Annotated in this window: 19 protein-coding genes; 10 read left to right on the top strand and 9 right to left on the bottom strand. The window is 70.2% G+C overall.

Annotated features, from left to right (window positions below; genetic code table 11):
- Window positions 1–31: 31 nt before the first annotated feature.
- The 4 genes from ASF88_RS20315 to zapE form a co-directional block, all read right to left on the bottom strand.
- A complete protein-coding gene (locus tag ASF88_RS20315; protein ID WP_235493308.1) occupies window positions 32–532 on the bottom strand; it encodes a type II toxin-antitoxin system PemK/MazF family toxin in 501 nt (166 codons plus the stop codon).
- Entirely contained in the window at window positions 453–1694 is a 1242-nt protein-coding gene (locus ASF88_RS06780) for an ammonium transporter (RefSeq protein WP_082518782.1), read from the bottom strand. The genes ASF88_RS20315 and ASF88_RS06780 overlap by 80 nt, the downstream gene beginning before the upstream one ends.
- A 149-nt stretch (window positions 1695–1843) precedes the next feature.
- Entirely contained in the window at window positions 1844–3118 is a 1275-nt protein-coding gene (locus tag ASF88_RS06775; protein WP_055915784.1) for an ammonium transporter, read from the bottom strand.
- Between the two features lie 207 nt (window positions 3119–3325).
- Window positions 3326–4381 carry a cell division protein ZapE gene (gene zapE / locus ASF88_RS06770; RefSeq protein WP_055915782.1) on the bottom strand — a complete coding sequence of 352 codons (1056 nt, stop codon included), beginning with the start codon at window positions 4379–4381 and terminating at the stop codon, window positions 3326–3328.
- Between the two features lie 153 nt (window positions 4382–4534).
- Between zapE and ASF88_RS06765 the strand changes: the two genes are divergently transcribed.
- Both ASF88_RS06765 and ASF88_RS06760 read left to right on the top strand, forming a co-directional pair.
- Window positions 4535–5452 (top strand): sulfurtransferase, encoded by a 918-nt coding sequence (locus tag ASF88_RS06765; RefSeq protein ID WP_055915780.1) that lies wholly within the window; start codon window positions 4535–4537, stop codon window positions 5450–5452.
- A gap of 34 nt (window positions 5453–5486) precedes the next feature.
- Window positions 5487–5921 carry a SufE family protein gene (locus tag ASF88_RS06760; RefSeq protein ID WP_055915778.1) on the top strand — a complete coding sequence of 145 codons (435 nt, stop codon included), beginning with the start codon at window positions 5487–5489 and terminating at the stop codon, window positions 5919–5921.
- Here the strand turns inward: ASF88_RS06760 and ASF88_RS06755 are convergent.
- Window positions 5918–6979, bottom strand: a complete 1062-nt coding sequence (locus tag ASF88_RS06755) for a S66 family peptidase (protein WP_055915776.1) — start codon at window positions 6977–6979, stop codon at window positions 5918–5920. The two genes, ASF88_RS06760 and ASF88_RS06755, sit on opposite strands and share 4 nt — an antisense overlap.
- Window positions 6976–8223 carry an alpha/beta hydrolase family protein gene (locus tag ASF88_RS06750; RefSeq protein ID WP_055915774.1) on the bottom strand — a complete coding sequence of 416 codons (1248 nt, stop codon included), beginning with the start codon at window positions 8221–8223 and terminating at the stop codon, window positions 6976–6978. Before ASF88_RS06750 ends, ASF88_RS06755 begins: the two co-directional genes overlap by 4 nt.
- Before the next feature lie 101 nt (window positions 8224–8324).
- On the opposite strand from ASF88_RS06750, the gene ASF88_RS06745 reads away from it, so the two are divergent.
- The 6 genes from ASF88_RS06745 (at window position 8325) to ASF88_RS06720 (ending at window position 16482) form a co-directional block, all read left to right on the top strand.
- A complete protein-coding gene (locus tag ASF88_RS06745; protein ID WP_055915772.1) occupies window positions 8325–8939 on the top strand; it encodes a DUF3000 domain-containing protein in 615 nt (204 codons plus the stop codon).
- Window positions 8932–10128, top strand: a complete 1197-nt coding sequence (locus ASF88_RS06740; protein WP_055915770.1) for an HRDC domain-containing protein — start codon at window positions 8932–8934, stop codon at window positions 10126–10128. The genes ASF88_RS06745 and ASF88_RS06740 overlap by 8 nt, the downstream gene beginning before the upstream one ends.
- A 71-nt stretch (window positions 10129–10199) precedes the next feature.
- The gene (locus tag ASF88_RS06735) at window positions 10200–11408 is read left to right on the top strand and encodes a thiolase family protein (RefSeq protein WP_055915768.1); all 1209 of its coding nucleotides are present in this window, start codon (window positions 10200–10202) and stop codon (window positions 11406–11408) included.
- An 8-nt stretch (window positions 11409–11416) separates the two neighbouring features.
- Window positions 11417–13576, top strand: coding sequence for a 3-hydroxyacyl-CoA dehydrogenase NAD-binding domain-containing protein (locus tag ASF88_RS06730; RefSeq protein ID WP_055915766.1), 2160 nt, complete (start codon window positions 11417–11419; stop codon window positions 13574–13576).
- Between the two features lie 160 nt (window positions 13577–13736).
- Entirely contained in the window at window positions 13737–15185 is a 1449-nt protein-coding gene (locus tag ASF88_RS06725) for a basic amino acid/polyamine antiporter (RefSeq protein WP_082518781.1), read from the top strand.
- 52 nt (window positions 15186–15237) lie between these two features.
- The gene (locus tag ASF88_RS06720; protein ID WP_055915764.1) at window positions 15238–16482 is read left to right on the top strand and encodes an arginine deiminase; all 1245 of its coding nucleotides are present in this window, start codon (window positions 15238–15240) and stop codon (window positions 16480–16482) included.
- Here ASF88_RS06720 and ASF88_RS06715 read toward each other — a convergent pair.
- Complete coding sequence (locus tag ASF88_RS06715) at window positions 16479–17123, bottom strand: TetR/AcrR family transcriptional regulator (RefSeq protein ID WP_055915762.1); 645 nt, start codon at window positions 17121–17123, stop codon at window positions 16479–16481. The two genes, ASF88_RS06720 and ASF88_RS06715, sit on opposite strands and share 4 nt — an antisense overlap.
- A 106-nt stretch (window positions 17124–17229) precedes the next feature.
- Here ASF88_RS06715 and ASF88_RS06710 point away from each other — a divergent pair, with 106 nt between their 5' ends.
- The gene (locus tag ASF88_RS06710) at window positions 17230–20199 is read left to right on the top strand and encodes a glycoside hydrolase family 2 TIM barrel-domain containing protein (protein ID WP_055915760.1); all 2970 of its coding nucleotides are present in this window, start codon (window positions 17230–17232) and stop codon (window positions 20197–20199) included.
- Between the two features lie 68 nt (window positions 20200–20267).
- On the opposite strand, the gene ASF88_RS06705 is transcribed toward ASF88_RS06710, so the two are convergent.
- Window positions 20268–21248, bottom strand: coding sequence for an aldo/keto reductase (locus ASF88_RS06705; RefSeq protein ID WP_157498281.1), 981 nt, complete (start codon window positions 21246–21248; stop codon window positions 20268–20270).
- Window positions 21249–21300: 52 nt separating this feature from the next.
- Between ASF88_RS06705 and ASF88_RS06700 the strand changes: the two genes are divergently transcribed.
- Entirely contained in the window at window positions 21301–21831 is a 531-nt protein-coding gene (locus tag ASF88_RS06700; protein ID WP_055915756.1) for a dihydrofolate reductase family protein, read from the top strand.
- Window positions 21832–21870: 39 nt separating this feature from the next.
- Here the strand turns inward: ASF88_RS06700 and dxs are convergent, their stop codons facing one another.
- Complete coding sequence (dxs, locus tag ASF88_RS06695) at window positions 21871–23823, bottom strand: 1-deoxy-D-xylulose-5-phosphate synthase (RefSeq protein ID WP_055915754.1); 1953 nt, start codon at window positions 23821–23823, stop codon at window positions 21871–21873.
- Window positions 23824–23879: the final 56 nt, after the last annotated feature.

The following is a 23879-nucleotide window of genomic DNA, read 5'->3' as shown; positions in this document are numbered from 1 at the left end:
CACCGTTCGTCATGCAACCGGGAGGCGCGGGTCAGGCCCAGCCGTAGAGACTCTGCAGCGCCGCGCGTACGGCGTCGTACCGTCGCGCGTCCAGGGCGGCGGCCTCCCTGCGCATGCCGTTCTTGTGGACGCGGAAGACCCGGTCGAGACGGACGTAGCTGGGCCGCCCCTGGCCGTCCCAGGAGCCGGAGCCGATCGCGAAGTACTCGGGCCTCCCCGGATGGGCCTGGCTGGTCAGGGCGACCGCGATCACCGAGTCGCTCCGTTCGGAGGCCACGACCAGCACCGGGCGATCCTTGCCGCGGCCGTCCCGCTCTTCGTAGGGGACCCAGGTCCAGACGATCTCACCCGGGTCGGGGTCGCCGTCGACGCGCGGGCTGTACGAGGTGCGGATCCGCGAGAGGCGGTGGGGATCGACCTCCATGGTGGCGTTGACGCCGGTGCGCCCCGGTTCAGTGGTCTTCGCCGCCCCCGCGTCCTTCGCCGCCCCCGGGCGGAACAGTCTGGAGATCGCGGTCAGGAATCGGCTCACTCCCTGCACGATAGCGGACCCGTGTGAGCCCCATCGTGAAACGCAGCGCGAGCGCGAGGCAGAGCGAGACCACGAACGACCCGATGAGCACCGAGAAGCCGGCGATGCCCTGGGCGGTGAACAAGTCGAAGTTGCCGCTGTCGACCATGCCCCCGCCATGGGCGAAGAGCCCGATGTAGAGCAGGCCGACCAGGCTCGCCACCGTGACGATCACGATCAGCGCCATGGAGGCCCCGAACCGGGCCCGAGAGGCGAGATCGACCATCGTCGCGCAAGCGAGCGCGGCGACCACGCCCAGCAGCAGCGACCAGCCGAGGGTCAGGACGCCCGATGCCGGCGTGATCGCCACCAGCCCGGAGAACGCCCCGCACAGTGCGCTCGTCGTCGTCGGACGCCGCAGCAGCACACGGTCGACAGCCATCCACGCGAGGCAGCCTCCCGCCGACGCGAGGAACGAGTTCATCGCGATGAGCCCCGTGTACGCGTCGACCGCGCCCTCCGATCCGGTGGTGAGTCCGAGCCAGCCGACCCAGACGAGTGCGCCTCCGAGTGCGATCGCGCCGAAGCTGCGCTCCCCCGGCGGCCGGTGCTCGCCGCGCCCGCAGGCGAGGATCACGCCGGCCGCGGAGGCACCCGCGGCCACCCCGATCGGCAGCGCTCCTCCGAAGTCGATGACGCCCAGCACACCCGTCGCCCAGCCGTCGTCGAGGGCGAAGACGGCGTAGCCCACCGGGTACAGCACGAGCACGGACCAGAGTGCGGCGAACACGAGCCACGCGCGCAGAGTGATCCGGGAGGCGACGGCGACGCCCACGATCGAGACGGACACCGCGCAGGCGGCCAGCAGGGCGCCCGCACGCGCGATCTCGTAGAGCGAGCCGCCGTGCGGCCCTGCCGCCCCGAAACCCGTCGCGAGGTCGAACGAGGGCGCTCCGACGACGTGGGCGATCCACGGGGCTCCAGCGAGCATCCCGTAGCCGCCGAGGATCCCGAGCAGGACGGTCGCCGCCGTGCCGGTGAGGGCGAACAACAGCGCCCGGGAGGCCGCGGACCGGCCGCCGAGACCGCCGACGAAGAAGGCCAGACCCGACGGGATGAGCAGCGTGAGGGCTCCGCAGACGAACAGCAGCAGCGCGTCCACCTGCTCGCTCGTCGCGACCATCCCGCTCCTTCGTCCTCCGTGACTCCCTTACCCTAGCCGTCGCCTCCCGCCTAGCCCGGCCTCCAGACCGGGCCGCGCGAACGACGGACGGGGCACCGCCCGAAGGCGGCACCCCGTCCGTGTGCCAGGTGCTGTGTCGAGCCGAGCGGTCAGACCGTCTCGAGCGAGTAGCCCTCCTCGCCGTGCACGACGGTGTCGACGCCGGCCAGCTCGTCCTCGTTCTTGATCCGGAAGCCCATGGTCTTCTGGATGACCCAGCCGATGGCGTAGGCCAGGACGAACGAGTAGATCAGGACGCTGAAGGCGCCGAGTGCCTGGGCACCCAGCTGCACCCAGCTGCCGCCGTACCAGAGGCTCGAGAACGGCTTGGTGGCGTCGCCGTCGATGTGGGTGAAGCCGAAGAAGCCGATCCACAGGGTGCCGACGAGACCGCCGATGAGGTGGATGCCGACCACGTCGAGGGAGTCGTCGAAGCCGAGCTTGAACTTCAGGTCGATGGCGACCGCGCAGACGGCGCCGGCGACCAGGCCGAGCAGGATGGCGAAGCCCGGGGTCAGGATGTTACAGGCCGGGGTGATCGCGACCAGGCCCGCGACCGCGCCGGAGGCGGCGCCGATCGAGGTGGGCTTGCCGTCCTTGATCTTCTCCACGATCAGCCAGCCGATGGTCGCGGCGGCGGGGGCGGCCAGGGTGTTGATCCAGGCGATCGCGGCGACACCGTCGACCGCGGCCTCCGAGCCGGCGTTGAAGCCGAACCAGCCGAACCACAGCAGCGCGGCGCCGAGAAGCGTCAGCGGCACGTTGTGCGGCTTGCTCATGCCCTTCGAGAACCCGACGCGCTTGCCGAGCACCAGGGCCAGGGCGAGGCCCGCCGCACCGGCGTTGATGTGCACCGCCGTGCCGCCGGCGAAGTCGTTCACGTGGAGGATCGAGACGATCCAGCCCTGCGACAGGTTGAACACCCAAAACGCGACCGGGAAGTAGACGACCGTCACCCAGACCCCGGCGAAGACCATCCACGAGCCGAACTTCGCCCGGTCGGCGATGGCACCGGAGATCAGCGCCACCGTGATGATGGCGAAGGTGGCCTGGAAGCCCGCGAAGGCGAGGCCTCCGAGGTCGGGTGTCATGCCGTCTTTGCCCATCAGGCTGGACAGGAACAGGTCGGGAGTGCCGAGGACGTGCGGGATGAGCGGAGTGCCGAAGGCCAGGCCGTAGCCGTAGACGACCCAGAGCACGCCGACGATGGCCATCGCGCCGAAGCTCATCATCATCATCGACACCACGCTCTTGGCGCGGACCATGCCGCCGTAGAAGAACGCGACGCCGGGCGTCATCAGAAGAACGAGTGCTGCGGCCACGAGCAGCCACAGGGAATTGACGGTACCTGTGGCTGCGTAGTCCGCTGCTGTGTGCAACACCATGCCGGATCTCTACCTCTCTGTGCGACGCCCTGGGGGTGGGTTCGAGCTCATCGGAGCCGAGCCGGGCGCTTCGGGGTGGAGCCAGTCTGATCGCGGGAGGTTTCGGGTGCGGGATGCTGGTGTTTCGTCGGTGTTACGCGATCCTGTGCTGTGTAAACAGTCTGTTTCGTGCCTCCACGAATCCGCCGAGGAGAGGAAGATGCCGCGTCACTCGTCGTGCGGCGGCAGCTCCCCCGCGGTCAGCGCGATCATGCGCGAGACCGAGCGGAGGTACTTCTTGCGGTAGCCGCCGCCGAGCATCTCGTCGTCGAAGACGTCGTTCAGCGGCGTGCCGGTCTGCACGACCGGGATCTCGGCGTCGTAGACGCGGTCGATGAACGCGACCAGGCGCAGCGCCGCCATCTGGTCGTGGAGCACGTGGACGTCGGCCAGGCCGATGACGTCGACGCCGTCGAGCATCTTGATGTAGCGCGAGGGGTGCACCGTCGCCAGGTGCGCGATGAGCGCGTCGAAGGTGTCGCTGGTAACGGTCTCGCCGCGGTCGGCGAGCGCGGTCAGCACCCGGTCGTACTCGCCGGCGTCGACCGTGATGGCGGACCCGGTCGTGTCGCGGCGACGGTAGTCGAGGCCGTCGATGCGGAGGGTCTGGAAGTTGGCCGACAGCGACTGGATCTCCCGCAGGAAGTCGCTCGCGGCGAACCGGCCCTCGCCGAGCGCGTTCGGCGGGGTGTTGCTGGTGGCGGCGATGCGGGTTCCGGAGGCCACCAGCTCGCCCAGCATCCGGGTCATCATCATCGTGTCGCCCGGGTCGTCGAGCTCGAACTCGTCGATGCAGATCAGCGTGGAGCCCTTCAGCAACTGCACCGCACCCGCGTAGCCGAGTGCGCCGACGAGGGCGGTGTACTCGATGAACGTGCCGAAGTACTTGGGCCCGGGGGCCTCGTGCCACAGGGCGGCGAGGAGGTGGGTCTTGCCGACGCCGAAGCCGCCGTCGAGGTAGACGCCCGGCTTCATGGCCTCCACCTTCTTTCGGCTGCGGCTGAACAGCCCGGCGGGCCGCTGCGGCTCCCACGACTTGGCGAACAGCTTGAGCGTGGCGACGGCCTCGGACTGCGAGGGGTAGTCGTGGTCGGGACGATACGAGTCGAAGGTCGCGTGCTCGAACTGCGACGGCGGCACCAGGCTCGCGGCGATCTCGGCGCCGGTGATCTGCGGCGAGCGGTCAGCGAGGCGGGGCAGGGCTCCGGTCGTCTCGAACGTCATGGCGGGGTGTGCACCTTCGGTCGTCGTGGCTGTGTCGTCGTTTTTGTGTCGAAGTGTTGACGGGGCGTCCTGCGGGTGCGGCACGCCGCGTAGCCTGGAGGTCGCGCCCCGCGAAATCGCAGGGTTCCAGCCTAAGCCGTAAGGATCAGCAGCATGGCCATCGCCACCGACCCGTCGCCCGACTTCGCCGGCTACGCCCACCCCGAACGCCTGGTCAGCACCGGCTGGCTCGCGGAGCACCTCGGCGAACCCGGACTGGTCGTCGTGGAATCCGACGAGGACGTGCTCCTCTATGACACCGGCCACATCCCCGGCGCGGTCAAGATCGACTGGCACACCGACCTCAACGACCCGGTCGTGCGCGACTACGTGAGCCCGGAGCGTTTCGCCGAGCTGCTCGGCTCCAAGGGCATCGCCCGCGACACCACCGTCGTCATCTACGGCGACAAGAACAACTGGTGGGCGGCCTACGCGCTGTGGGTGTTCACCCTCTTCGGCCACGAGGACGTCCGCCTGCTCGACGGCGGCCGCGACAAGTGGATCGCGGAAGGCCGGGAGACCACGCGCGAGGTCCCGTCTCCCGCGGCGGTGGAATACCCGGTCGTCGAGCGCGACGACCACACCATCCGCGCCTTCAAGGAGGACGTGCTCGCCCACCTCAGGCTCGTCCGTTCGGGTGGAGGGGCGCTGATCGACGTCCGCTCGCCCGAGGAGTACAGCGGCGAGCGCACCGAGATCCCCGGCTACCCGACAGAGGGCGCGCTCCGGGCCGGCCACATCCCGTCCGCGGCGTCCGTGCCGTGGGCGCGCGCCGCCGCGCCGGACGCGACGTTCAAGCGACGTGCCGATCTGGAGGCCGTCTACCTGGGCGATGCCGGCCTGAAGCCCGGCGACGAGGTCGTGGCGTACTGCCGCATCGGCGAGCGCTCCAGCCACACCTGGTTCGTGCTCACCCACCTGCTCGGCTTCGAGAACGTGCGCAACTACGACGGCTCGTGGACCGAGTGGGGCTCTGCGGTGCGGGTGCCGATCGTGACAGGCACGCAGCCGGGTGAGGTTCCGGCGCTCTGACCGTGCGGTCCTCCGGCGAAGGTAGCCTTGAAGGATGACCGCCCTCACCGGCACGCTCGCCGAGATCCGCGACGACTTCCAAGCGCTGGAGCAGAACGACCGCCTCCAGCTGCTCCTGGAGTTCTCCGATGAGCTGCCCGAGCTCCCGGAGCGCTACCGCGACCACCCCGACCTCCTCGAACGCGTCGAGGAGTGCCAGGCTCCGGTGTTCATCTTCGTCGAGGTGGACGACGCGAACGTCGTGCACCTCTACGCCACCGCCCCCAAGGAGGCCCCGACCACGCGCGGTTTCGCCTCGATCCTGGTGCAGGGCCTCGCGGGGCTCACGGCAGAGGAGGTGCTCGCGGTGCCCGACGACTTCCCGAACACGCTCGGCCTGACCCAGGCGGTCTCGCCGCTGCGCATCCGCGGGATGTCGGCGCTGCTGGGACGCACCAAGCGGCAGGTGCGGGCGAAGGTGGCCGCCTAGGGCTTCCCGTAGTCGGCGAACACGCGCCTGCGCACGCCGTCCAGCGTGATCCTGCCGCCGTACGGCACGATCCACTGCGGCGAGGTGTGTCCGAACGGCACGCCGACGCAGACGACCGCGTCGGGGTTGTATTCGGCGACCGTCTCGATCACCGCGTCGCGCTGGGCCGCGCGCAGCCGCTCCCGCTCGGTCGCATCCGGTCGGTGCTCGAACGTGCTCACCGGCGGTCGCGCGGCCAGGACGCCCGCGAGCGGGGCGAGGAGGCCGCGCTCGCCCAAGGCACGGAGCGTGTAGCGCACCCAGTGCGCGGGCGGCGTCAGCTCGCTGGTCTCCAGCAGGAGCACGGCACCCTCCAGCGCCGACGGCGGGAACGGGAAGCGGTCGGCGAGCAGAATCCAGTCGATGACCTCCAGGCAGCCGCCCCAGGTGGCCCCGGTGACGCTGCGAGCGGGGCCGGCCCAGGAGAAGCCCTCCGTCGGCTCGCGCTCGCCGGTCTCGGCGAGCGCACGCGGGTCGCCCCAGTCGACGCCGAAGTCCTCCGAGTCCCCCGGGTCGGTGAGCTCGAGCGGACCGCCGCCGAGCAGCGCCGCGCGCAGTGACCGCACGTGGATGTCGTGGACGTGCGGGCCGGGGCCGAGCTGCACCTGCGTGCTGCCGCCGTAGAACGCGCCGACGCCGGTGCCCCACAGCCAGTTGAGGAGGTTCGTGTTGTCGCTGTAGCCGAGGAACGGCTTCGGGTCGGCCAGCACGGCCTCCCGGTCGAGGTGCGGGATCACGCGGAGCTGGTCGTCGCCGCCGAGCGTCACGATGAGCGCCCGGATGTCCGGATCCGCGAAGGCGGCGTTGAGGTCTCGCGCGCGCTCCTCGGGCGAGGCGCCGACCTGTCGTGTGGTCGGGTACTCCACCGGCACGAGGCCGGTCAGCTCGTGAAGCCTGCGCATCGCCTGCTCGTGCACAGCCGGCCAGCGGCCGGGGGCGGCGAACGACGGCGAGACGACGGCGATGCGGTCGCCCGGCCGGGCCGCGGGAGGGACGACCGGCCGGTGCGGGGCGCTCACGCGTCAGGGCCTTCGGCCTGCGGCCGGTCCGCCTCCGGCTGCTGCGCCTCCAATCCCTGCGCCTCCAGCCACTCCCGGATCGCCGAGGTCCACTTCGCTTCGTCGTAGTTCCAGAGCTTGGTGTGCAGCGCGACGGTGAATGGCACGAACGTGACGATGTCGCTCCGCGCCTTCGCGAGTGCCCGCGAGCCGGAGTCGGGCACGAACGCGTCGTCTTCGCTGTGGAGCACCAGCATCGGGAGGCTGAGGTCGGCGGCACGCGCGACGAAGTCCATGCTGCGCAGGTCGATCGGGGCGCCGAGGCCCGTGATCGGGCCGCTCCAGTCGGCCTCGATCAGCCGGATCGCACCGCGCGCGATGGGGTCGGGGAGGCGCAGCAGGTTGGCCTGGTACTCCAGTGTGTCGACCCAGTCGATCACCGGCGACTCGAGCACGAGGCCGGTCACGAGCCCGAGGTTCTGGGAGCGGGTCACGGTCTGCAGCACGACCGCTCCGCCCATCGACCAGCCCATCAGCACGATCGAGCGCGCCCCCTGGGAGGCCGCGTAGCGGATGGCGGCATCGATGTCGCGCCACTCCGTGCCGCCGAGACCGTAGCGGCGGTCGGCGCTCGCCGGCGCGTCGCCGTCGTTGCGGTACGAGGCGAGCAGGCAGGTGTAGCCGGCGTCGTGGAAGGTGCGCACCGCGCGCAGGCCTTCCTGGCGGGTGGCGCCCCAGCCGTGCACCTGGATGACCCAGCGGCCCGGGCCCGCGTCGTCGGCCGCGGGGAACACCCACGCCGGCGCCGCTCCGAGGTCGGTCTCGATCCCGACGCTCTCGACCGGCAGGCCGAGCTCCTCCGGGTCGAGGTAGTAGTAGCCGCTGATCCGCGCCCGGCCGGGGCCGAGGTCGCCGAACTCGACCCGTTCGAGCTCGCGGACGACCTCCCCGTCGCGGCGCTCCAGGAGGCCGCCGAGCTTGGCGTACCCGGACTCGGAGCCGAACCAGATCCCGAAGCGGCCCGGCATCGCGGCGTCCGGGGTGTCCCGCAGGGTGATCGTGCCGGCTGCCAGATCGACGGCGCGGACGACCTCCCGCAGCGGACGCCGGCGCACCGGGGTGATGACGGTACGGGCGACGCGAGCCATCGCGTACCCGGCGCCGGCCGCTGTCAGGAGCACGAGCCCCCCGGCGATCGCGGCCGTGACGCCGACTGCCTTGCCGAACGCGCTGTGTCCGCCGGATCCGCTGCTGGTCGCCGCCATGGGCCACAGCGTAGCCGGGGCCGCCGACGCGTGTCTTCAGGACATCCCCAGGCGGCGTGCCTTACCGATGCGAGCCCCCAAAGGCTTCTAGTGTTCGTAGCGTGTCGACACCAACCTCGACCCCGCACCAGCCCGGGGAGCCGCACCTTCCGGCGGAGTACCGGGCAGCGCTGCAATCGATCCGCAGCGCTCACGCACGCCCGGAGCTCGTGGTCACGGAGATCCCCGCGCCGGCGCAGCTCGCACCCTTCTCCGTGGCGCTGGCCGCCGATGTGCGCCCGGCTCGGCACGGAGACGACTCCGACCTCGGAACCGGACGCTTCATCCTGCTCTACGACCCCGACGAGCCCGAGGCATGGGGAGGACCGTTCCGCGTCGTCTGCTTCGCGCAGGCGCCGCTGGAGACCGATATCGGACTCGACCCGTTCCTCGCCGACGTCACCTGGTCGTGGCTCGTCGACGCGCTCGACGCCCGGCACGCGAGCTATACCGCGGCCAGCGGCACCGCGACCAAGATCATCTCCACCGGCTTCGGCGAGCTCGCCAGCCAGGGCGACGGCGCCCAGATCGAGCTCCGGGCCTCCTGGAGCCCGTTGGAGACCGACCTCGCCGCGCACGTCGAAGGCTGGGGCGAGCTGCTCTGCATGCTGGCAGGCCTCCCGCCGACAGGAGAGGGCGTGAGCCTGCTGAACACGAGACGGTCACCGCGTGGCTGAACACACCGTCATCGACACCCGCGACGGCTACCGCGCGGCAGTCGACCTGCTCGTCGCAGGACACGGGCCGATCGCTGTCGACGCCGAGCGTGCGAGCGGCTTCCGCTACTCGCAGCGCGCCTACCTCATCCAGATGTTCCGGCGCGGCTCGGGGACGTTCCTGTTCGACCCGCCCGCGATCGGCCGTTTCGACGAGCTGAACGAGGCCATCGCGAGCGACGAGTGGGTGCTGCACGCCGCCACGCAGGACCTGACCTGCCTGCGCGAGGTGGGACTCGACCCTGTCAGCATCTTCGACACCGAGCTCGCCGCCCGGCTGCTCGGGATGCCGCGCGTCGGACTCGGCACCGTGGTGGAGGAGCTGCTCGACATCCACCTCGCCAAGGAGCACAGCGCGGCCGACTGGTCGACGCGCCCGCTTCCGGAGCCCTGGCTCGACTACGCCGCGCTCGACGTGGAGCTCCTCCCCGACCTCCGTGACGCGATCGCCGGCCTCCTGGACGAGGCGGGCAAGATCGAGATCGCCCGGCAGGAGTTCGCCGACGAGCTGACGCGGGAGCTCGCCGTGCAGCGCAGCGAACCGTGGAGGCGGCTGTCCGGCATCCACTCGATCCGCGGCATCCGCAACCTCGCCGTCGCCCGCGAGCTCTGGACGAGCCGCGACGCCCTCGCGCGCCAGCTCGATGTGGCGCCGGGCCGGCTCGTCCCCGACGCCTCGCTCACGGCCGCCGCCAAGGCGATGCCGGACAGCAAGCGCGCTCTGGCCGCGATGCGCGAGTTCACCGGCCGCGCGAGCCGCACCGAACTCGACCGCTGGTGGGCGGCCATCGAGGCCGGTCGCACGACCGAGGACCTCCCCGTGCTGCGCGGCACCGGCGAGACCCTGCCGCCGCCGCGGGCGTGGGCCGACCGCAACCCGGAGGCCGACGCCCGGCTCAAGGCCGCACGCGCCGCTCTGACGACCGTCGCCGAGGAGCTCTCGCTCCCGTTGGAGAACCTGCTCACCCCCGACACGCTGCGCCGTGTGGCGTGGGCACCGCCCGCGGAGATCACTCCCGACTCGATCGCCGAGGCGCTCGCTCGGCACGGCGCACGGGCGTGGCAGATTGAGGCAACCTCACAGTCGATCGCGCAAGCGTTTGTGGAAAGCAGCCAAACGCCCGACGACGCGTCCGAAGCGGCTTCGTAGAAAGAATCAAACGATTCCCGCCCCGCCGGAGGGCCTCCTTAGGATCGATGTCGACCTGATTGGGAGGCACTGTGGCCGAAAGAACGGAAGTCGTGTTCGTCGACGGAGTCCGTACTCCGTTTGGACGTGCGGGCGAAAAAGGGCAGTACTGGAACACCCGCGCGGACGACCTGGTCGTCAAGGCCATGATCGGCCTGCTCGAGCGGAATCCGAACGTGCCCAAGGAGCGCATCGACGATGTCGCCATCGCAGCGACGACGCAGCAGGGCGACCAGGGACTCACCCTCGGCCGCACGGCGGCGCTGCTGGCCGGGCTGCCGAAGTCGGTGCCCGGATTCGCGATCGACCGCATGTGCGCGGGCGCCATGACCAGCGTCACCACCCTCGGCTCCGGCATCGCGTTCGGCAGCTACGACCTGGTGATCGCCGGCGGCGTCGAGCACATGGGACGCCACCCGATGGGCTTCGGCGCCGACCCGAACCCGCGCTTCCTGTCGGAGCGCATGGTCGCCGAGGACGCTCTCAACATGGGCATGACCGCTGAGCGCATCCACGACCGGTTCCCCGCGCTCACCAAGGAGCGGTCCGACCGCTTCGCGCTGGGCAGCCAGCAGAAGACCGCGGCGGCGTATGCGGCGGGCAAGCTGCAGCCCGACCTGGTCTCCGTCGCGATCCGCTCCGAGCAGGGCTGGGGCCTCGCCACCCAGGACGAGGGAATGCGCCCGGAGACCACCATGGAGGGCCTCGCGACGCTGAAGACGCCGTTCCGCCCGCACGGGAGGGTGACCGCGGGCAACGCCTCGCCGCTCACCGATGGCGCCACCGCCAGCCTGCTGGCATCCTCCGACGCCGTGAAGGAGTTCGGCCTGAAGCCGAAGATGCGGATGGTCAGCTTCGCGTTCGCCGGCGTCGAGCCGGAGATCATGGGCATCGGCCCGGTGCCGTCGACCGAGAAGGCGCTGCGCAAGGCAGGCCTCACGATCGACGACATCGGCCTGTTCGAGCTGAACGAGGCGTTCGCCATCCAGGTGCTGTCGTTCCTCGACCACTTCGGCATCGACGATCAGGACCCTCGCGTCAACAAGTGGGGCGGCGCGATCGCGGTCGGCCACCCGCTGGCCGCCAGCGGCGTCCGCCTGATGATCCAGCTCGCCCGCCAGTTCGAGGAGCACCCGGAGGTCCGCTACGGACTGACCGCGATGTGCGTCGGCCTCGGCCAGGGCGGCACCGTGATCTGGGAGAACCCCAACTTCGACAAGCGCGCCGCGCGGAAGGGCTGAGAAGCATCGTGACCGACTACAGCACCATCGACTTCTCCCCGCTCGTCGAGCTGACCTCCGACGAGGTCGTCACCCACTCCTACGTGAAAGACGTGCCGCTGCCCAGCGGCAAGACCCTCGCGCTGGTCACCCTCGACAACGACCGGGACCACACCCGGCCGAACACGATGGGCCCGGCCACCCTCCTGGAGCTCGGGAAGACCTTCGACGAGCTGACCGATCGCGCCGCCCGCGGCGAGATCGACGCGGTCGCCGTCACCGGCAAGCCGTTCATCCTCGCCGCCGGCGCCGACCTCAGCAGAGTGGGCGACATCCCGAGCGTGGAGGTCGCCAAGCTGCTCCCCCAGCTCGGCCACTACGTGCTCGGCAAGCAGGCGACCTTCGGCGTCCCGTCGTTCGTCTTCACCAACGGGCTCGCGCTCGGCGGCGGCGTGGAGATCGGCCTCAACGCCGACTACCGCACCATCGACCGCAACGCCGCCGCGTTCGCGCTCCCCGAGGTGTTCCTGGGACTGATCCCCGGTTGGGGCGGCGCGACAATCCTCCCGAACCTGATCGGCATCGAGAACGCCCTCAAGGTCGTCGTCGAGAACCCGCTCAAGCAGAACCGGATGCTGAAGCCGCAGGAGGTCTTCGACCTCGGCATCGCCGACGCGATCTTCGACTCGGCGAACTTCCTCGAGGACTCGCTGAAGTGGGCGGACAAGGTGCTCACCGGCGCGATCGAGGTCAAGCGCCCGAACGTGCCGGGCAAGGTCGAGCGGATGGTCAAGTGGGACGCCGCCATCGGCATCGCCCGCAAGCTGCTCGAGAGCCGCATCGGCACCGTCCCGAAGTCGCCCTACAAGGCGCTCGAGCTGCTCAAGGCCGCGAAGTCCAACGACCGTGCGGCCGGATTCGAGCTGGAGGACGACGCGCTCGCCGAGCTCATCTCGGGCGACCAGTTCCAGGCGAGCATCTACGCCTTCAACCTCGTGCAGAAGCGCGCCAAGCGCCCGGCCGGGGCCCCGGACAAGAAGCTCGCGAAGAAGGTCACCAAGATCGGCGTGATCGGCGCCGGCTACATGGCCAGCCAGTTCGCGCTCCTGTTCGTCCGCCGCCTCCGGGTGCCGGTGGTCATCACCGACCTCGACCAGGCGCACGTCGACAAGGGCGTGGCGTACATCCACGACGAGATCGGCAAGCTGCAGGAGAAGGGCCGCATCAATCCCGACGAGGCCAACCGCCTGCGGGCGCTGGTCACCGGCACGACGGACAAGGCCGACTTCGCCGACTGCGACTGGGTCATCGAGGCCGTGTTCGAGGAGCTGACCGTCAAGCAGAACGTGTTCGCGGAGGTCGAGCAGTACCTCTCCGACGAGGCCGTGCTCGCGACCAACACCTCCTCGCTCTCGGTCGAGCAGATCGGCGCGAAGCTGAAGCATCCGGAACGCCTGGTGGGCTTCCACTTCTTCACCCCGGTGGCGGTCATGCCGCTGATCGAGGTCGTGAAGACGCCGCTCACCGACGAGGCGACCCTCTCCACGGCGATGGTCACCGCCGCCGCGCTCAAGAAGAACGCGGTGATCACGGCCGACACCCCCGGTTTCGTTGTGAACCGGGTGCTGGCGAAGGTTCTCGGGGAGGCCATGCACGCGGTCGACGACGGCACGCCGTTCGAAACCGTCGACAAGGCGTTCGCGCCGCTCGGCCTCCCGATGGCGCCCTCGGTGCTGCTCGACCTGGTGGGCCTCAAGGTGGGGGCGCACGTGCTCGACACGCACCACGCGGCCTTCCCCGACCGGTTCTACCGCAGCGACAACCTCCACCGGCTGGCCGAGTACGGCACGCTGCTGGAGAAGGACGGCAAGGGCAAGATCAAGGGCCTCGACAAGGGCGCGGCCAAGATCCTGGTCGGCGGCAAGAACCCGTGGACCGAGCAGGAGATCCTCCGCAGGCTCGAGGACGGCCTGGCCGACGAGATCCACCGCATGCTCGTCGACGACCACGTCGTCGAGGCGCCGGAGGACATCGACCTGTGCATGATCCTCGGCGCGGGCTTCCCGTTCCAGATGGGCGGCATCACGCCGTACCTCGACCGGGTCGGCGCCTCCGAGCGCGCCTTCGGCGACACGTTCCACCACCCGCCCGTCCGCGGTGTCACGGCGCCCGTGGAGGCCGTCGCCTAGCCCGCGAGCAACGCACGGAGTACGGCCGAGACCGCCGAGTACGCAGAGGATCCGCGTACTCGGCGGTTTCGTTCTTTCACCCGCGACGGGTCTTGACCGGCGGGAAACCCCCTCGTTAGCGTTCACATATCAGCCATGCACTCGACGGACGGGGCCGCGCGTGACAGATCAGAAGACCACCACACCTCAGCAGTCGGCGCCCGTCAAGCTCTCACTGATCACGATGACCGGCATGGTCGTCGGCGGCATGGTCGGCGCGGGGGTCTTCTCGCTCCCGCGACGTTTCGCACAGGAGACGGGCGTCGCCGGCGCACTCATCGCGTGGACGATCGCGGGCGTCGGCATGCTGATGCTCGCATTCGTATTCCAGCTGCTCGCCAATCGCAAGCCCACGCTCGACGCCGGTGTCTACGCGTACGCCAAAGCCGGCTTCGGCGAGTACCTCGGCTTCTTCTCGGCGTTCGGCTACTGGGCCAGCGCCTCCGTCGGCCTGGTCTTCTACTGGGTCTTCATCATGTCGACCATCGGCGCCGTCGTCCCGGCGTTCGGCGACGGCGACACGATCATCGCCATCGCGATCTCGTCGGCGGCGCTGTGGGGGTTCTTCCTGCTCATCCGCCGCGGCATCAAGGAGGCTGCGGCGATCAACCGTATCGTCACAGTCGCCAAGATGGTCCCGATCCTCGTATTCATCCTCCTGGCGCTGTTCGTGTTCAAGCCCGACGTCTTCGCGGCGAACTGGGGAGGGGCCGACTACGCCGGCTCACTGTTCGACCAGGTGCGCAACACCATGCTGGTGACGGTCTTCGTGTTCCTGGGCGTGGAGGGCGCGAGCACCTACTCCCGGCACGCGAAGCGCCGGGAGGACGTCGGGCGTGCCACCATCCTCGGCTTCCTCAGCGTGTTCGCCGTCTTCGCGTCGGTGACGATCGTGTCCTACGGCGTCCTGCCGATGGGCGAGATCGCCAAGCTGCGCCAACCGTCGATGGCCGGGGTGCTGGAGGCCGCAGTCGGGCCGTGGGGCGCGTGGTTCGTGAGCATCGGCCTCATCGTGTCCGTGCTCGGCGCCTACCTCGCCTGGTCGCTGATGGCGGCCGAAGTGCTCTTCGTCGCGGCGAAGGACCACGACATGCCGCGCTTCCTCGCCAAGTCGAACGACCAGGACGTGCCCGTCCCGGCCCTGCTGCTGACCGCGCTGTTCGTGCAGGCCGTGCTCGTCATCATCTACTTCGCGAACGACGCGCTCAATCTCGCTCTCGATCTCACGAGCGCGCTGACGCTCATCCCGTTCCTCCTGGCGGCTCTCTATGCGCTCAAGCTCGTGGTCACTCGCGAGACCTACCGGGACGATCCGCACGGCTGGGGGCGCGACCTCGTGGTCGCGGTGCTCGCGACGATCTACACGGCGTTCCTGCTGTTCGCGGCCGGGCTGACGTTCGTCCTGCTGTCGTTCATCATCTACGCGCCGGCGACCATCCTGTTCGTGATGGTCCGTCGCGAGCAGGGGCGCCGCTGGTTCAGCGGTCGCGAGCTCGTGATCCTGGCCGTCTCGGTACTGGGCGCGCTAGGGGGCATCGTCGCTCTCTCGGCGGGCTGGATCCACCTGTGACGATGCGGGAATCACGGACACATCGAAGCGATCGCGAGAAGAAAGGCAGCTCATGACAGAGACGAACGTCGGCGTGCACTCGGAGGTCGGGCAACTGCGACGCGTGCTCGTGGCCTCCCCCGGGCTCGCGCACCACCGACTCACGCCTTCGAACGCCGACGAGCTGCTCTTCGACGACGTGCTGTGGGTCGAGAACGCGAAGCGCGACCACGCCGCTTTCGTCGCCGACCTGCGCTCCAACGGCGTGGAGGTTCTCGAACTCCACGAGGTCCTCGCCGAGACCATGGCCCAGCCGGAGGCCCGGGCGTGGTTGCTCGATCGCAAGGTCGTCCCGAATCAGGTCGGGCTCGGGCTGGTGGAGGGCACCCGCGCATTCCTGGAGTCCCTTCCGACCGATCGGCTGGCCGAATTCCTCATCGGCGGACTCTCGACCGTCGACCTCCCCGACGATTACCGCACCGACTACATCGCGCTCGCCCGGGAGTCCACCGGCATCCGCGAGTACCTGATGCCGCCGCTGCCGAACACGCTCTACACCCGCGACACGACGTGCTGGATCTACGGCGGTGTGACGCTGAACCCGCTGTACTGGCCGGCACGCCACGACGAGACGCTGCTCATGAAGGCGATCTACCGGTTCCACCCCGCCTTCACGGGGGCGACGGTGTGGTGGGGCGACCCGGAACTCGACTGGGGCCAGGCGACGCTGGAGGGCGGCGACGTGATGCCGGTCGGCAACGGCGCCGTGCTGATCGGGATGAGCGAGCGCACCTCCCGGCAGGCGATCACGCAGACCGCGGCGGCTCTGTTCGAGGCGGGCGCGGCCGAGCAGGTCATCGTCGCCGGTATGCCCAAGCTGCGGTCGGCCATGCACCTCGACACCGTCTTCACCTTCGCCGATCGCGACCTGGTGACGCTCTACCCGGAGATCATGGACCGCGTGCACACGTTCACGCTGCGTCCGGGCGACGACCGCTCCGGGGTCGACGTGCGGGACGAGGGCGACCGCGCCTTCGTCGATGTCGTCGCGTCGGCGCTGGGCCTCCCCCGCCTCCGAGTGATCGAGACGGCCGGCGACAACTACGAGACCGAACGGCAGCAGTGGGACAGCGGCAACAACGCGGTGGCCCTGCGGCCGGGCGTCGTGTACGCCTACGACCGCAACACCGCTACGAACGACGCGCTGCGCAAGGCGGGTGTTGAGGTCATCCCGATCGTCGGCGCCGAGCTCGGCCGCGGCCGCGGCGGCGGTCACTGCATGACGTGCCCGTTGCAGCGCGACGCGGTCGACTTCTAGGGGGCGCCCGCTCCGGGCACGACGACCAGATCGAGGTACCCGCGCAGCGCCTCGGCGGCGTGGATGCGCTCCGGGCTGTAGAGCCACTGCAGCTGGATGCCCTCCCACAGCGCGACCACGGTCGCCGCGGCGAGCGCTGGATCGACGCCGGCGCGCAGCCGGCCCGCGTCGGCGAGCGCCGTGAATTCGGTCCGATACGTCTCTCGCATCGACGCGTAGCGGTGGAGGAAGTAGCCGTGCGCCGGGTGGTCGTCGGAGGCCGCTTCGGCTACGAGCACGCTGTAGAGGGCGATGAGTCCGGGGATGCGTTCGTTGCGTTCTGCCTGGGCGGCGATGGCGTCGGCGAACGGCAGGCCGGCGAACGCCGTGCGGCCGTCACCGTCGCCCGCGTCGGGGTCGCCGCCCAGCTCGTCGCGGCGGGCCAGCACCGCGACGAGCAGGTCCTCCTTGCCGCCGAAGTGGTGCTGGAGCGTGCTCAGGCCGATGCCGGCCGCGGCGGCGATCTCGCGCAGCGAGGTGCCGTGATAGCCCCGCGTCGCGAAGGCGCGGTACGCCTCGTCGACGATCTGCTGCCGACGCTCGGCCGACTTCGCGTAGGGGCCGCGGCGGCGGGAGCCTCCGGCGCTGTCGTCGCGTTCCACCACGGAGCCTCCAAATTAGGTCAGTCGAACGGGTTTCGGCTACGGTCGATGCTATCCCAGCACGACGCCCGGACGAACCGATGACGATGACCCCTTAGGAGCACCCGTGCCGTCTCCCGCCCTCCTCTCCGATACGACCCCCGGCCGCGGCGCCCTGCGCGCTCCGCGCTCGTGGCTGCACTCCGATGCGCCGTCGCTCTCGCTGAACGGCGAGTGGAGGTTCCGGCTCTCCCCCAGCGCCGACCTCCCCGACGACGTCGCGTCGCCGGGCCTCGACGACGACGCGTGGGACCTCCTGCCCGTTCCCGCGCACTGGGTGCTGCACGGCGATGGGCGCTACGGGCGACCGATCTACACCAACGTGCAGTTCCCGTTCCCGATCGAGCCGCCCTTCGTGCCCGACGAGAACCCCACGGGCGACTACCGTCGCCGCTTCGACCTCCCGGCCGATTGGCCGCGCGACGCGCGTTTCGTGCTGCGCTTCGACGGCGTCGAGTCGCTGTACCGGGTGTGGGTCAACGGCACGGAGGTCGGTTCCGCCAGCGGGAGCCGGCTCGCCCACGAGTTCGACGTCACCGACCTGGTGCACGCCGGCAGCAACCTGCTCTCCGTTCGAGTTCACCAGTGGTCGCCCGCGAGCTACCTGGAGGACCAGGACCAGTGGTGGCTGCCCGGGATCTTCCGCGATGTCACGCTGACCGCGCGGCCCGTGGGCGGCCTGGACGACGTCTGGCTTCGCACATCCTTCGCCGATGCCCGCGGGACGGTCGACCCCGAGCTGATCGCCGCGGATGACGCCTTTCCGGTCACGCTCCGCATCCCCGAACTCGATGTCGAGGTCGTCTGGGCGACGCCGGCCGATGTCGCCCCGGTGGAGGTCGGGGCCGTCGAACCGTGGACCGCCGAGTCCCCCCGGCTCTACGACGCGACCGTCGCCTCCCACGGAGAGACCGTGTCGCTCCGGCTCGGTTTCCGCACGGTGGAGATCCGGGGCGACCGTTTCCTCGTCAACAGGCGCCGGGTCGTCTTCCACGGCATGAACCGGCACGAGACGCATCCCGAGCGCGGCCGGGTCTTCGACGAGCAGCACGCCAGGGCCGATCTGGTGCGGATGAAGCAGTTCAACGTCAACGCGATCCGCACCAGCCACTATCCCCCGCATCCACGGCTGCTCGACCTGGCCGACGAGCTGGGGTTCTGGGTCATCCTGGAGTGCGACCTCGAGACGCACGGCTTCGAGAAGGCCGGGTGGCGGGACAACCCGAGCGACGATCCGCGCTGGCGCGAGGCCTACCTCGACCGGATCCGCCGCACCGTGGAGCGCGACAAGAACCACCCCGCCATCGTGATGTGGTCGCTCGGGAACGAGTCGGGCACCGGCGCCAATCTGGCGGCGATGTCGGCGTGGGTGCACGATCGCGACACGGGGCGTCCCGTCCACTACGAGGGCGACTATACCGGCGAGTACACGGACGTGTACTCGCGCATGTACTCCTCGGTGCCGGAGACCGAGCAGATCGGCACGGACGGCTCACTCGCTCCGCTGCTGAACTGCACGCCGGCGCAGGGCGCGCGCCAGCGCACGAAGCCCTTCATCCTGTGCGAGTACGCGCACGCGATGGGCAACGGTCCTGGCGCGCTCGACCAGTACGAGGCCCTCGTGGACGCCCACCCGCGACTGCACGGCGGCTTCGTCTGGGAATGGCGCGACCACGGCATCCTGACCCGCACGGCCGACGGCACGCCGTTCTACGCGTACGGCGGCGACTTCGGCGAGATCGTCCACGACGGCAACTTCGTGATGGACGGGATGGTGCTGTCGAACGACGTACCGACGCCCGGCCTCCACGAGTTCGCCGCGGTCGCGCAGCCGGTCGCGTTCGCCTTCGCCGACGACGGCGACGAGGTCGTCGTGACGAACCGCCGGCACAGCTCCACCACCGCCGACCTGGCACTGCGCTGGCGGGTCGAGCACGACGGCCGGGAGGTCGCGGCAGGCGTCCTGGACGCGCCGACGGTCGCGGCCGGGGACTCGGCGCGCGTCCCGTTGCCGGTCGTCCCGATCGCGGACGCGGCTGAGACCTGGTTCACCGTGGAGGCCGTGCTCGCTGGCGATGAGCCGTGGGCGCCCGCCGGACACGTGGTCGCGCGAGCCCAGCTCGACCGCACGCCGGCCCGCCTGCCGCGTCGTCGCCCTGTCGCGGCCACCGCTGCTGCATGGCAGGACGGCGACGGCACGCTCGACCTCGGTCCCGCCTCCTTCGCACGCGGCCGGCTGGTCCGTCTGGCGGGGCGCCCGGTCGCCGGTCCGCGGCTCGAGCTCTTCCGGGCTCCGACCGACAACGATGAGGGAGCCGCCTACAGCGACCCCGCGTACAGCGACGGCAGTATCGCCGGCGTCTCGAGCGCTCGCCTCTGGCGCGAGCAGGGCCTCGACCGGCTCACGCATCGTCTGGAGCGCGTGGAGGAGGCGCCCGGCGCACTGCGTACGATCACGCGCGTCTCTGCGGCGAACTCGGTGCACTCCGTCACGGTCGAGACGCGCTGGACGGCGATCGACGGCGAGCTGGAGCTGCGCGTCGAGATCGAGCCGTCCACGGGCTGGCCGAGCGTGTGGCCGCGGATCGGCGTGCGCTTCGACCTCCCGGACGACGCGCACCCGATCGATACCGCCGAGTGGTTCGGCACCGGCCCGCTGGAGTCGTACCCCGACAGCACGCGCGCCGCGTACGTCGGCCGGTTCCGCGACTCGATCGACGAACTGAACGTCGAGTACGCGCGCCCGCAGGAGACTGGCCACCGTTCGGCCGTGCGGGACGTCGACCTGGGCGCCTTCGCTTTTACCGCGATCCCGGACGGTCGAGGCCGCCTCCCGGGCTTCGCGTTGTCGCGGCACACGCCCCAGCAGGTAGCAGCCGCCGCGCATCCGCACGAGCTCCCGGCCTCCGACACGACCTATCTGTTCGTCGACGCCGCTCAGCATGGCCTGGGCTCGCGCGCCTGCGGGCCGGACGTGTGGCCCGAGTTCGCGCTTCGGCCGGAGGCTTGCACGCTGCGGCTGCGCTTCCGCGCGTGACAACGCACAGGGGACGCAACACGCCGCTTCGACCGGATCGTCGCGGCGTGTCGCGTCCCCTGTGAGGCCTACTTGTTGAGCGGGCCCATGTCCGCGTAACGGTCGCCGACCGGTGCGGCGACCTTGTCCAGGCGGGCGAGCTGCTCGGGCGTCAGGTCGAGGTCGGCGGCTGCCACGTTCTGCTCCAGGTTCTCGACGCGACGTGTGCCGGGGATGGGCGCCAAGTCGTCGCCCTTCGACAGCAGCCAGGCGAGGGCGACCTGCCCCGGCGCGGCGCCGGCCTCCCGGGCCACGGCGTCGACCTCCTCGACGATCCGGATGTTGGCCTCCAGGTTGTCGCCCTCGAACCGCGGGTTGAACCGGCGGAAGTCGTCGTCGGCGAGCTGGTCGAGCGAGCGGATCGATCCGGTGAGGAAGCCGCGGCCGAGAGGCGAGTACGGCACGAAGCCGATGCCGAGCTCGCGCACCGTGGGCAGCACCTCCGACTCGGGGTCGCGCGTCCACAGCGAGTACTCGGTCTGCACGGCGGTGACCGGATGCACCGCGTTCGCGCGGACGATCGTCTCCGGCGCGGCCTCCGAGAGGCCGTAGTGCCGGATCTTGCCCTCCTCGATGAGCTCCTTCAGCGCGCCCACGGTCTCATCGATCGGCGTGCCCGGATCCATCCGGTGCTGGTAATACAGGTCGATGCGGTCGGTCTGCAGGCGACGCAGCGAACCCTCCACCGACAGGCGGACGTTCTCCGGCGACCCGTCCAGACCGCGCTCGCCCTTCGACCGGTGCAGGATGGTGCCGAACTTGGTCGCGATGACCACCTGGTCGCGGCGTCCGCCGGCGAAGGCGCGGGCCAGGAGCTCCTCGTTCGTGTAAGGACCGTAGATCTCGGCGGTGTCGAAGAACGTGACCCCGAGGTCCATCGCGCGATGGATGGTGCGGATCGAGCCCGCATCGTCGGTCCCGGCTCCGGTGTAGAACGCGCTCATGCCCATGCAGCCGAGGCCGAGCCGCGAGACCTCGAGCTTCTCCGTTCCCAGGGTGATCTTCATCAATGCCATACCGTCACGATAACCCTCTGTCCGACCCTGCTGGTACCGTCGCGGCATGGCCCTCACCAAGTACTACGTCGCGTCCTCCATCGACGGCTTCATCGCCGATCTCCACGACCGCATCGAATGGCTCGAGCAGTTCGGCTTCGAGGAGTTCGACGAGCACTATCAGGCGTTCCTGTCCGGCATCGGCGCGCTCGTGATGGGCGCCACGACGTACGAGTTCCTGCTGGCGCAGGGCGAGTGGCCCTACGCCGAGATCCCGACCTGGGTCGTCACCCACCGGGCGCTGCCGACCCTCGAGGGCGCCTCGATCACGTTCTTCGCCGGTGACGTCGACCAGCTCGACGCCGAGGTGCGGGAGGCCGCGGACGACCGCGACGTCTGGCTGGTCGGCGGAGGCGCGCTGGCCGCGCAGTTCGCCGACCGCGGGCTGATCGACGAGCTGCACGTGACCTACGTGCCCGTGCTCGTGGGCGCGGGCAAGCCGTTGCTCCCGGTCGCGGAGGCGAGCCGTCCGCTCGTCCTGTCCAGCACCAAGACGTTCCCGTCCGGCAGCGTCGAGCACGTGTACCGCTTCGCCTGAGCTCCGCTCCGGAGCCCGGAGCCCATAGCGCGAAGAGCGCTACGCTCGGCGCTTCTTGGCGTCGACGCCCTCCGCGGCGGGTTCGTCCAACGGCAGCGGGCGCGCGATCGGGATGCGGCTGCCGAGCACCTGGGCCACCAGGTCGCGCGCGATCTTCTGCGGCGTGAGCCCCGCGTCGTCGAGGATCTGGTCGCGCGTCGCGTGGTCGATGAACGCGTCGGGCAGGCCGAGCTCGTCGACAGCGGTGTCGATCCCGGCCTCCCGCAGGTCCTGGCGCACCCGCGTCCCGATCCCGCCGACCCGGATGCCGTCCTCGATGGTGACGACGATGCGGTGATCGGCGGCCAGGCTCAGGATGCTGCGCGGCACGGGGACGACCCAGCGCGGGTCCACGACCGTCGCGCCGATGCCCTGCGCGGCCAGCCGGTCTGCGACCTTGAGCCCGAGGTCGGCCATCGGGCCGACCGTCACCAGCAGCACATCGTGGGCGTCCGACTCGCGCAGCACATCCACGCCGTCGTCCAGTCGGCGGATGGCGGGGATGTCCGGTTGCACGCTCCCCTTCGGGAACCGCAGCACCGTCGGCGCGTCGTCCACCGCCACGGCCTCCGCCAGCTCCTCGCGGAAGCGGGTGCCGTCGCGCGGCGCAGCGAGCCGGATGTTCGGCACCACTTGCAGGATCGCCAGATCCCAGATGCCGTGGTGGCTGGGGCCGTCGGGCCCGGTGACGCCGGCCCGGTCGAGAACGAAGGTCACGCCCGCCTTGTGCAGGGCGACATCCATCAGCACCTGGTCGAATGCGCGGTTGATGAACGTGGCGTAGATCGCGACGACCGGGTGGAGGCCGCCGTACGCGAGACCGGCGGCGCTCGTCGCCGCGTGCTGCTCGGCGATGCCGACGTCGTGCACGCGGTCGGGGAACCGCTCGGCGAACTTGTGGAGGCCCGTCGGCCGCAGCATAGCGGCGGTGATGCCGACGAGCTTCGGGTTCTGCTCGGCGAGCGTCACGATCTCGTCGGCGAACACGCCCGTCCACGTGTGCTTCTTCGTGCTGTCGAGGGGCTCGCCGGTCTCTGGGTCGATCTTGTCCACCGCATGGAACTGGTCGGCGGCGTCGCGCAGAGCCGGCTCGTAGCCGCGGCCCTTCTGCGTGATCGCGTGCACGATGACCGGCGCGCCGTAGTTCTTCGCCTGGCGGAGCGCCTCCTCCATCGCTTGGATGTCGTGACCGTGCACCGGGCCGATGTACTTGATGTCGAGGTTCGAGTACAGCGCCTCGTTGTTCGAGAACCGGCTCAGGAAGCCGTGGAGTCCGCCCCGGATGCCCCGGTAGAACGACTGGCCCGGCGAGCCGAGCTTGTCGAACGCCTTGCGGCTGCTCAGGTACAGGTTGCGATAGCCGCGGCGCGTGCGCACGGTGTTGAGGAATCGCGCCATGCCGCCGATGGTCGGCGCGTAGGAGCGCCCGTTGTCGTTGACGACGATGATCAGACGGCGGTTGTTGTCGTCGGAGATGTTGTTGAGCGCCTCCCACGTCATCCCGCCGGTGAGCGCGCCGTCGCCGACGACCGCGACGACGTGCCGGTCGTCCTGCCCGGTCATGCCGAACGCGCGCGAGATGCCGTCGGCCCAGCTCAGCGACGACGAGGCGTGCGAGCTCTCCACGATGTCGTGCTCGGACTCGGAGCGCTGCGGGTAACCGGCGAGGCCGCCCCGCTGCCGCAGGTGCGAGAAGTCCTGGCGCCCGGTCAGCAGCTTGTGCACGTACGACTGGTGACCGGTGTCGAACACGATCGCGTCGCGCGGCGAGTCGAAGACCCGGTGGATGGCGATCGTCGTCTCGACGACGCCGAGGTTCGGCCCGAGGTGACCGCCCGTCTTGGCGACGTTGGCGACCAGGAAGGCGCGCACTTCGGCGGCGAGCTGGTCGAGCTCCTTGTCCGTGAGCCGGTCGAGATCACGCGGCCCGTGGATGGTTTCGAGGATGCTCATGGATTTCAGTGTAGAACCGTGTGAATCAGAGGAGGCTCGGAACCGACGATCCCGAG

The organism is Leifsonia sp. Leaf336 (assembly GCF_001423695.1).
Lineage (GTDB): Bacteria > Actinomycetota > Actinomycetes > Actinomycetales > Microbacteriaceae > Leifsonia.
This window is presented reverse-complemented; position numbering and strand designations above follow the sequence as displayed.

Coding starts and splice junctions, on each gene's coding strand:
- ASF88_RS06780 (WP_082518782.1), bottom strand. CDS start 1,694: ATGGTCGCGACGAGCGAGCAGGTGGACGCGCTGCTGCTGTTCGTCTGC.
- ASF88_RS06775 (WP_055915784.1), bottom strand. CDS start 3,118: ATGGTGTTGCACACAGCAGCGGACTACGCAGCCACAGGTACCGTCAAT.
- zapE (WP_055915782.1), bottom strand. CDS start 4,381: ATGACGTTCGAGACGACCGGAGCCCTGCCCCGCCTCGCTGACCGCTCG.
- ASF88_RS06765 (WP_055915780.1), top strand. CDS start 4,535: ATGGCCATCGCCACCGACCCGTCGCCCGACTTCGCCGGCTACGCCCAC.
- ASF88_RS06760 (WP_055915778.1), top strand. CDS start 5,487: ATGACCGCCCTCACCGGCACGCTCGCCGAGATCCGCGACGACTTCCAA.
- ASF88_RS06750 (WP_055915774.1), bottom strand. CDS start 8,223: ATGGCGGCGACCAGCAGCGGATCCGGCGGACACAGCGCGTTCGGCAAG.
- ASF88_RS06720 (WP_055915764.1), top strand. CDS start 15,238: ATGACAGAGACGAACGTCGGCGTGCACTCGGAGGTCGGGCAACTGCGA.
- ASF88_RS06700 (WP_055915756.1), top strand. CDS start 21,301: ATGGCCCTCACCAAGTACTACGTCGCGTCCTCCATCGACGGCTTCATC.
- dxs (WP_055915754.1), bottom strand. CDS start 23,823: ATGAGCATCCTCGAAACCATCCACGGGCCGCGTGATCTCGACCGGCTC.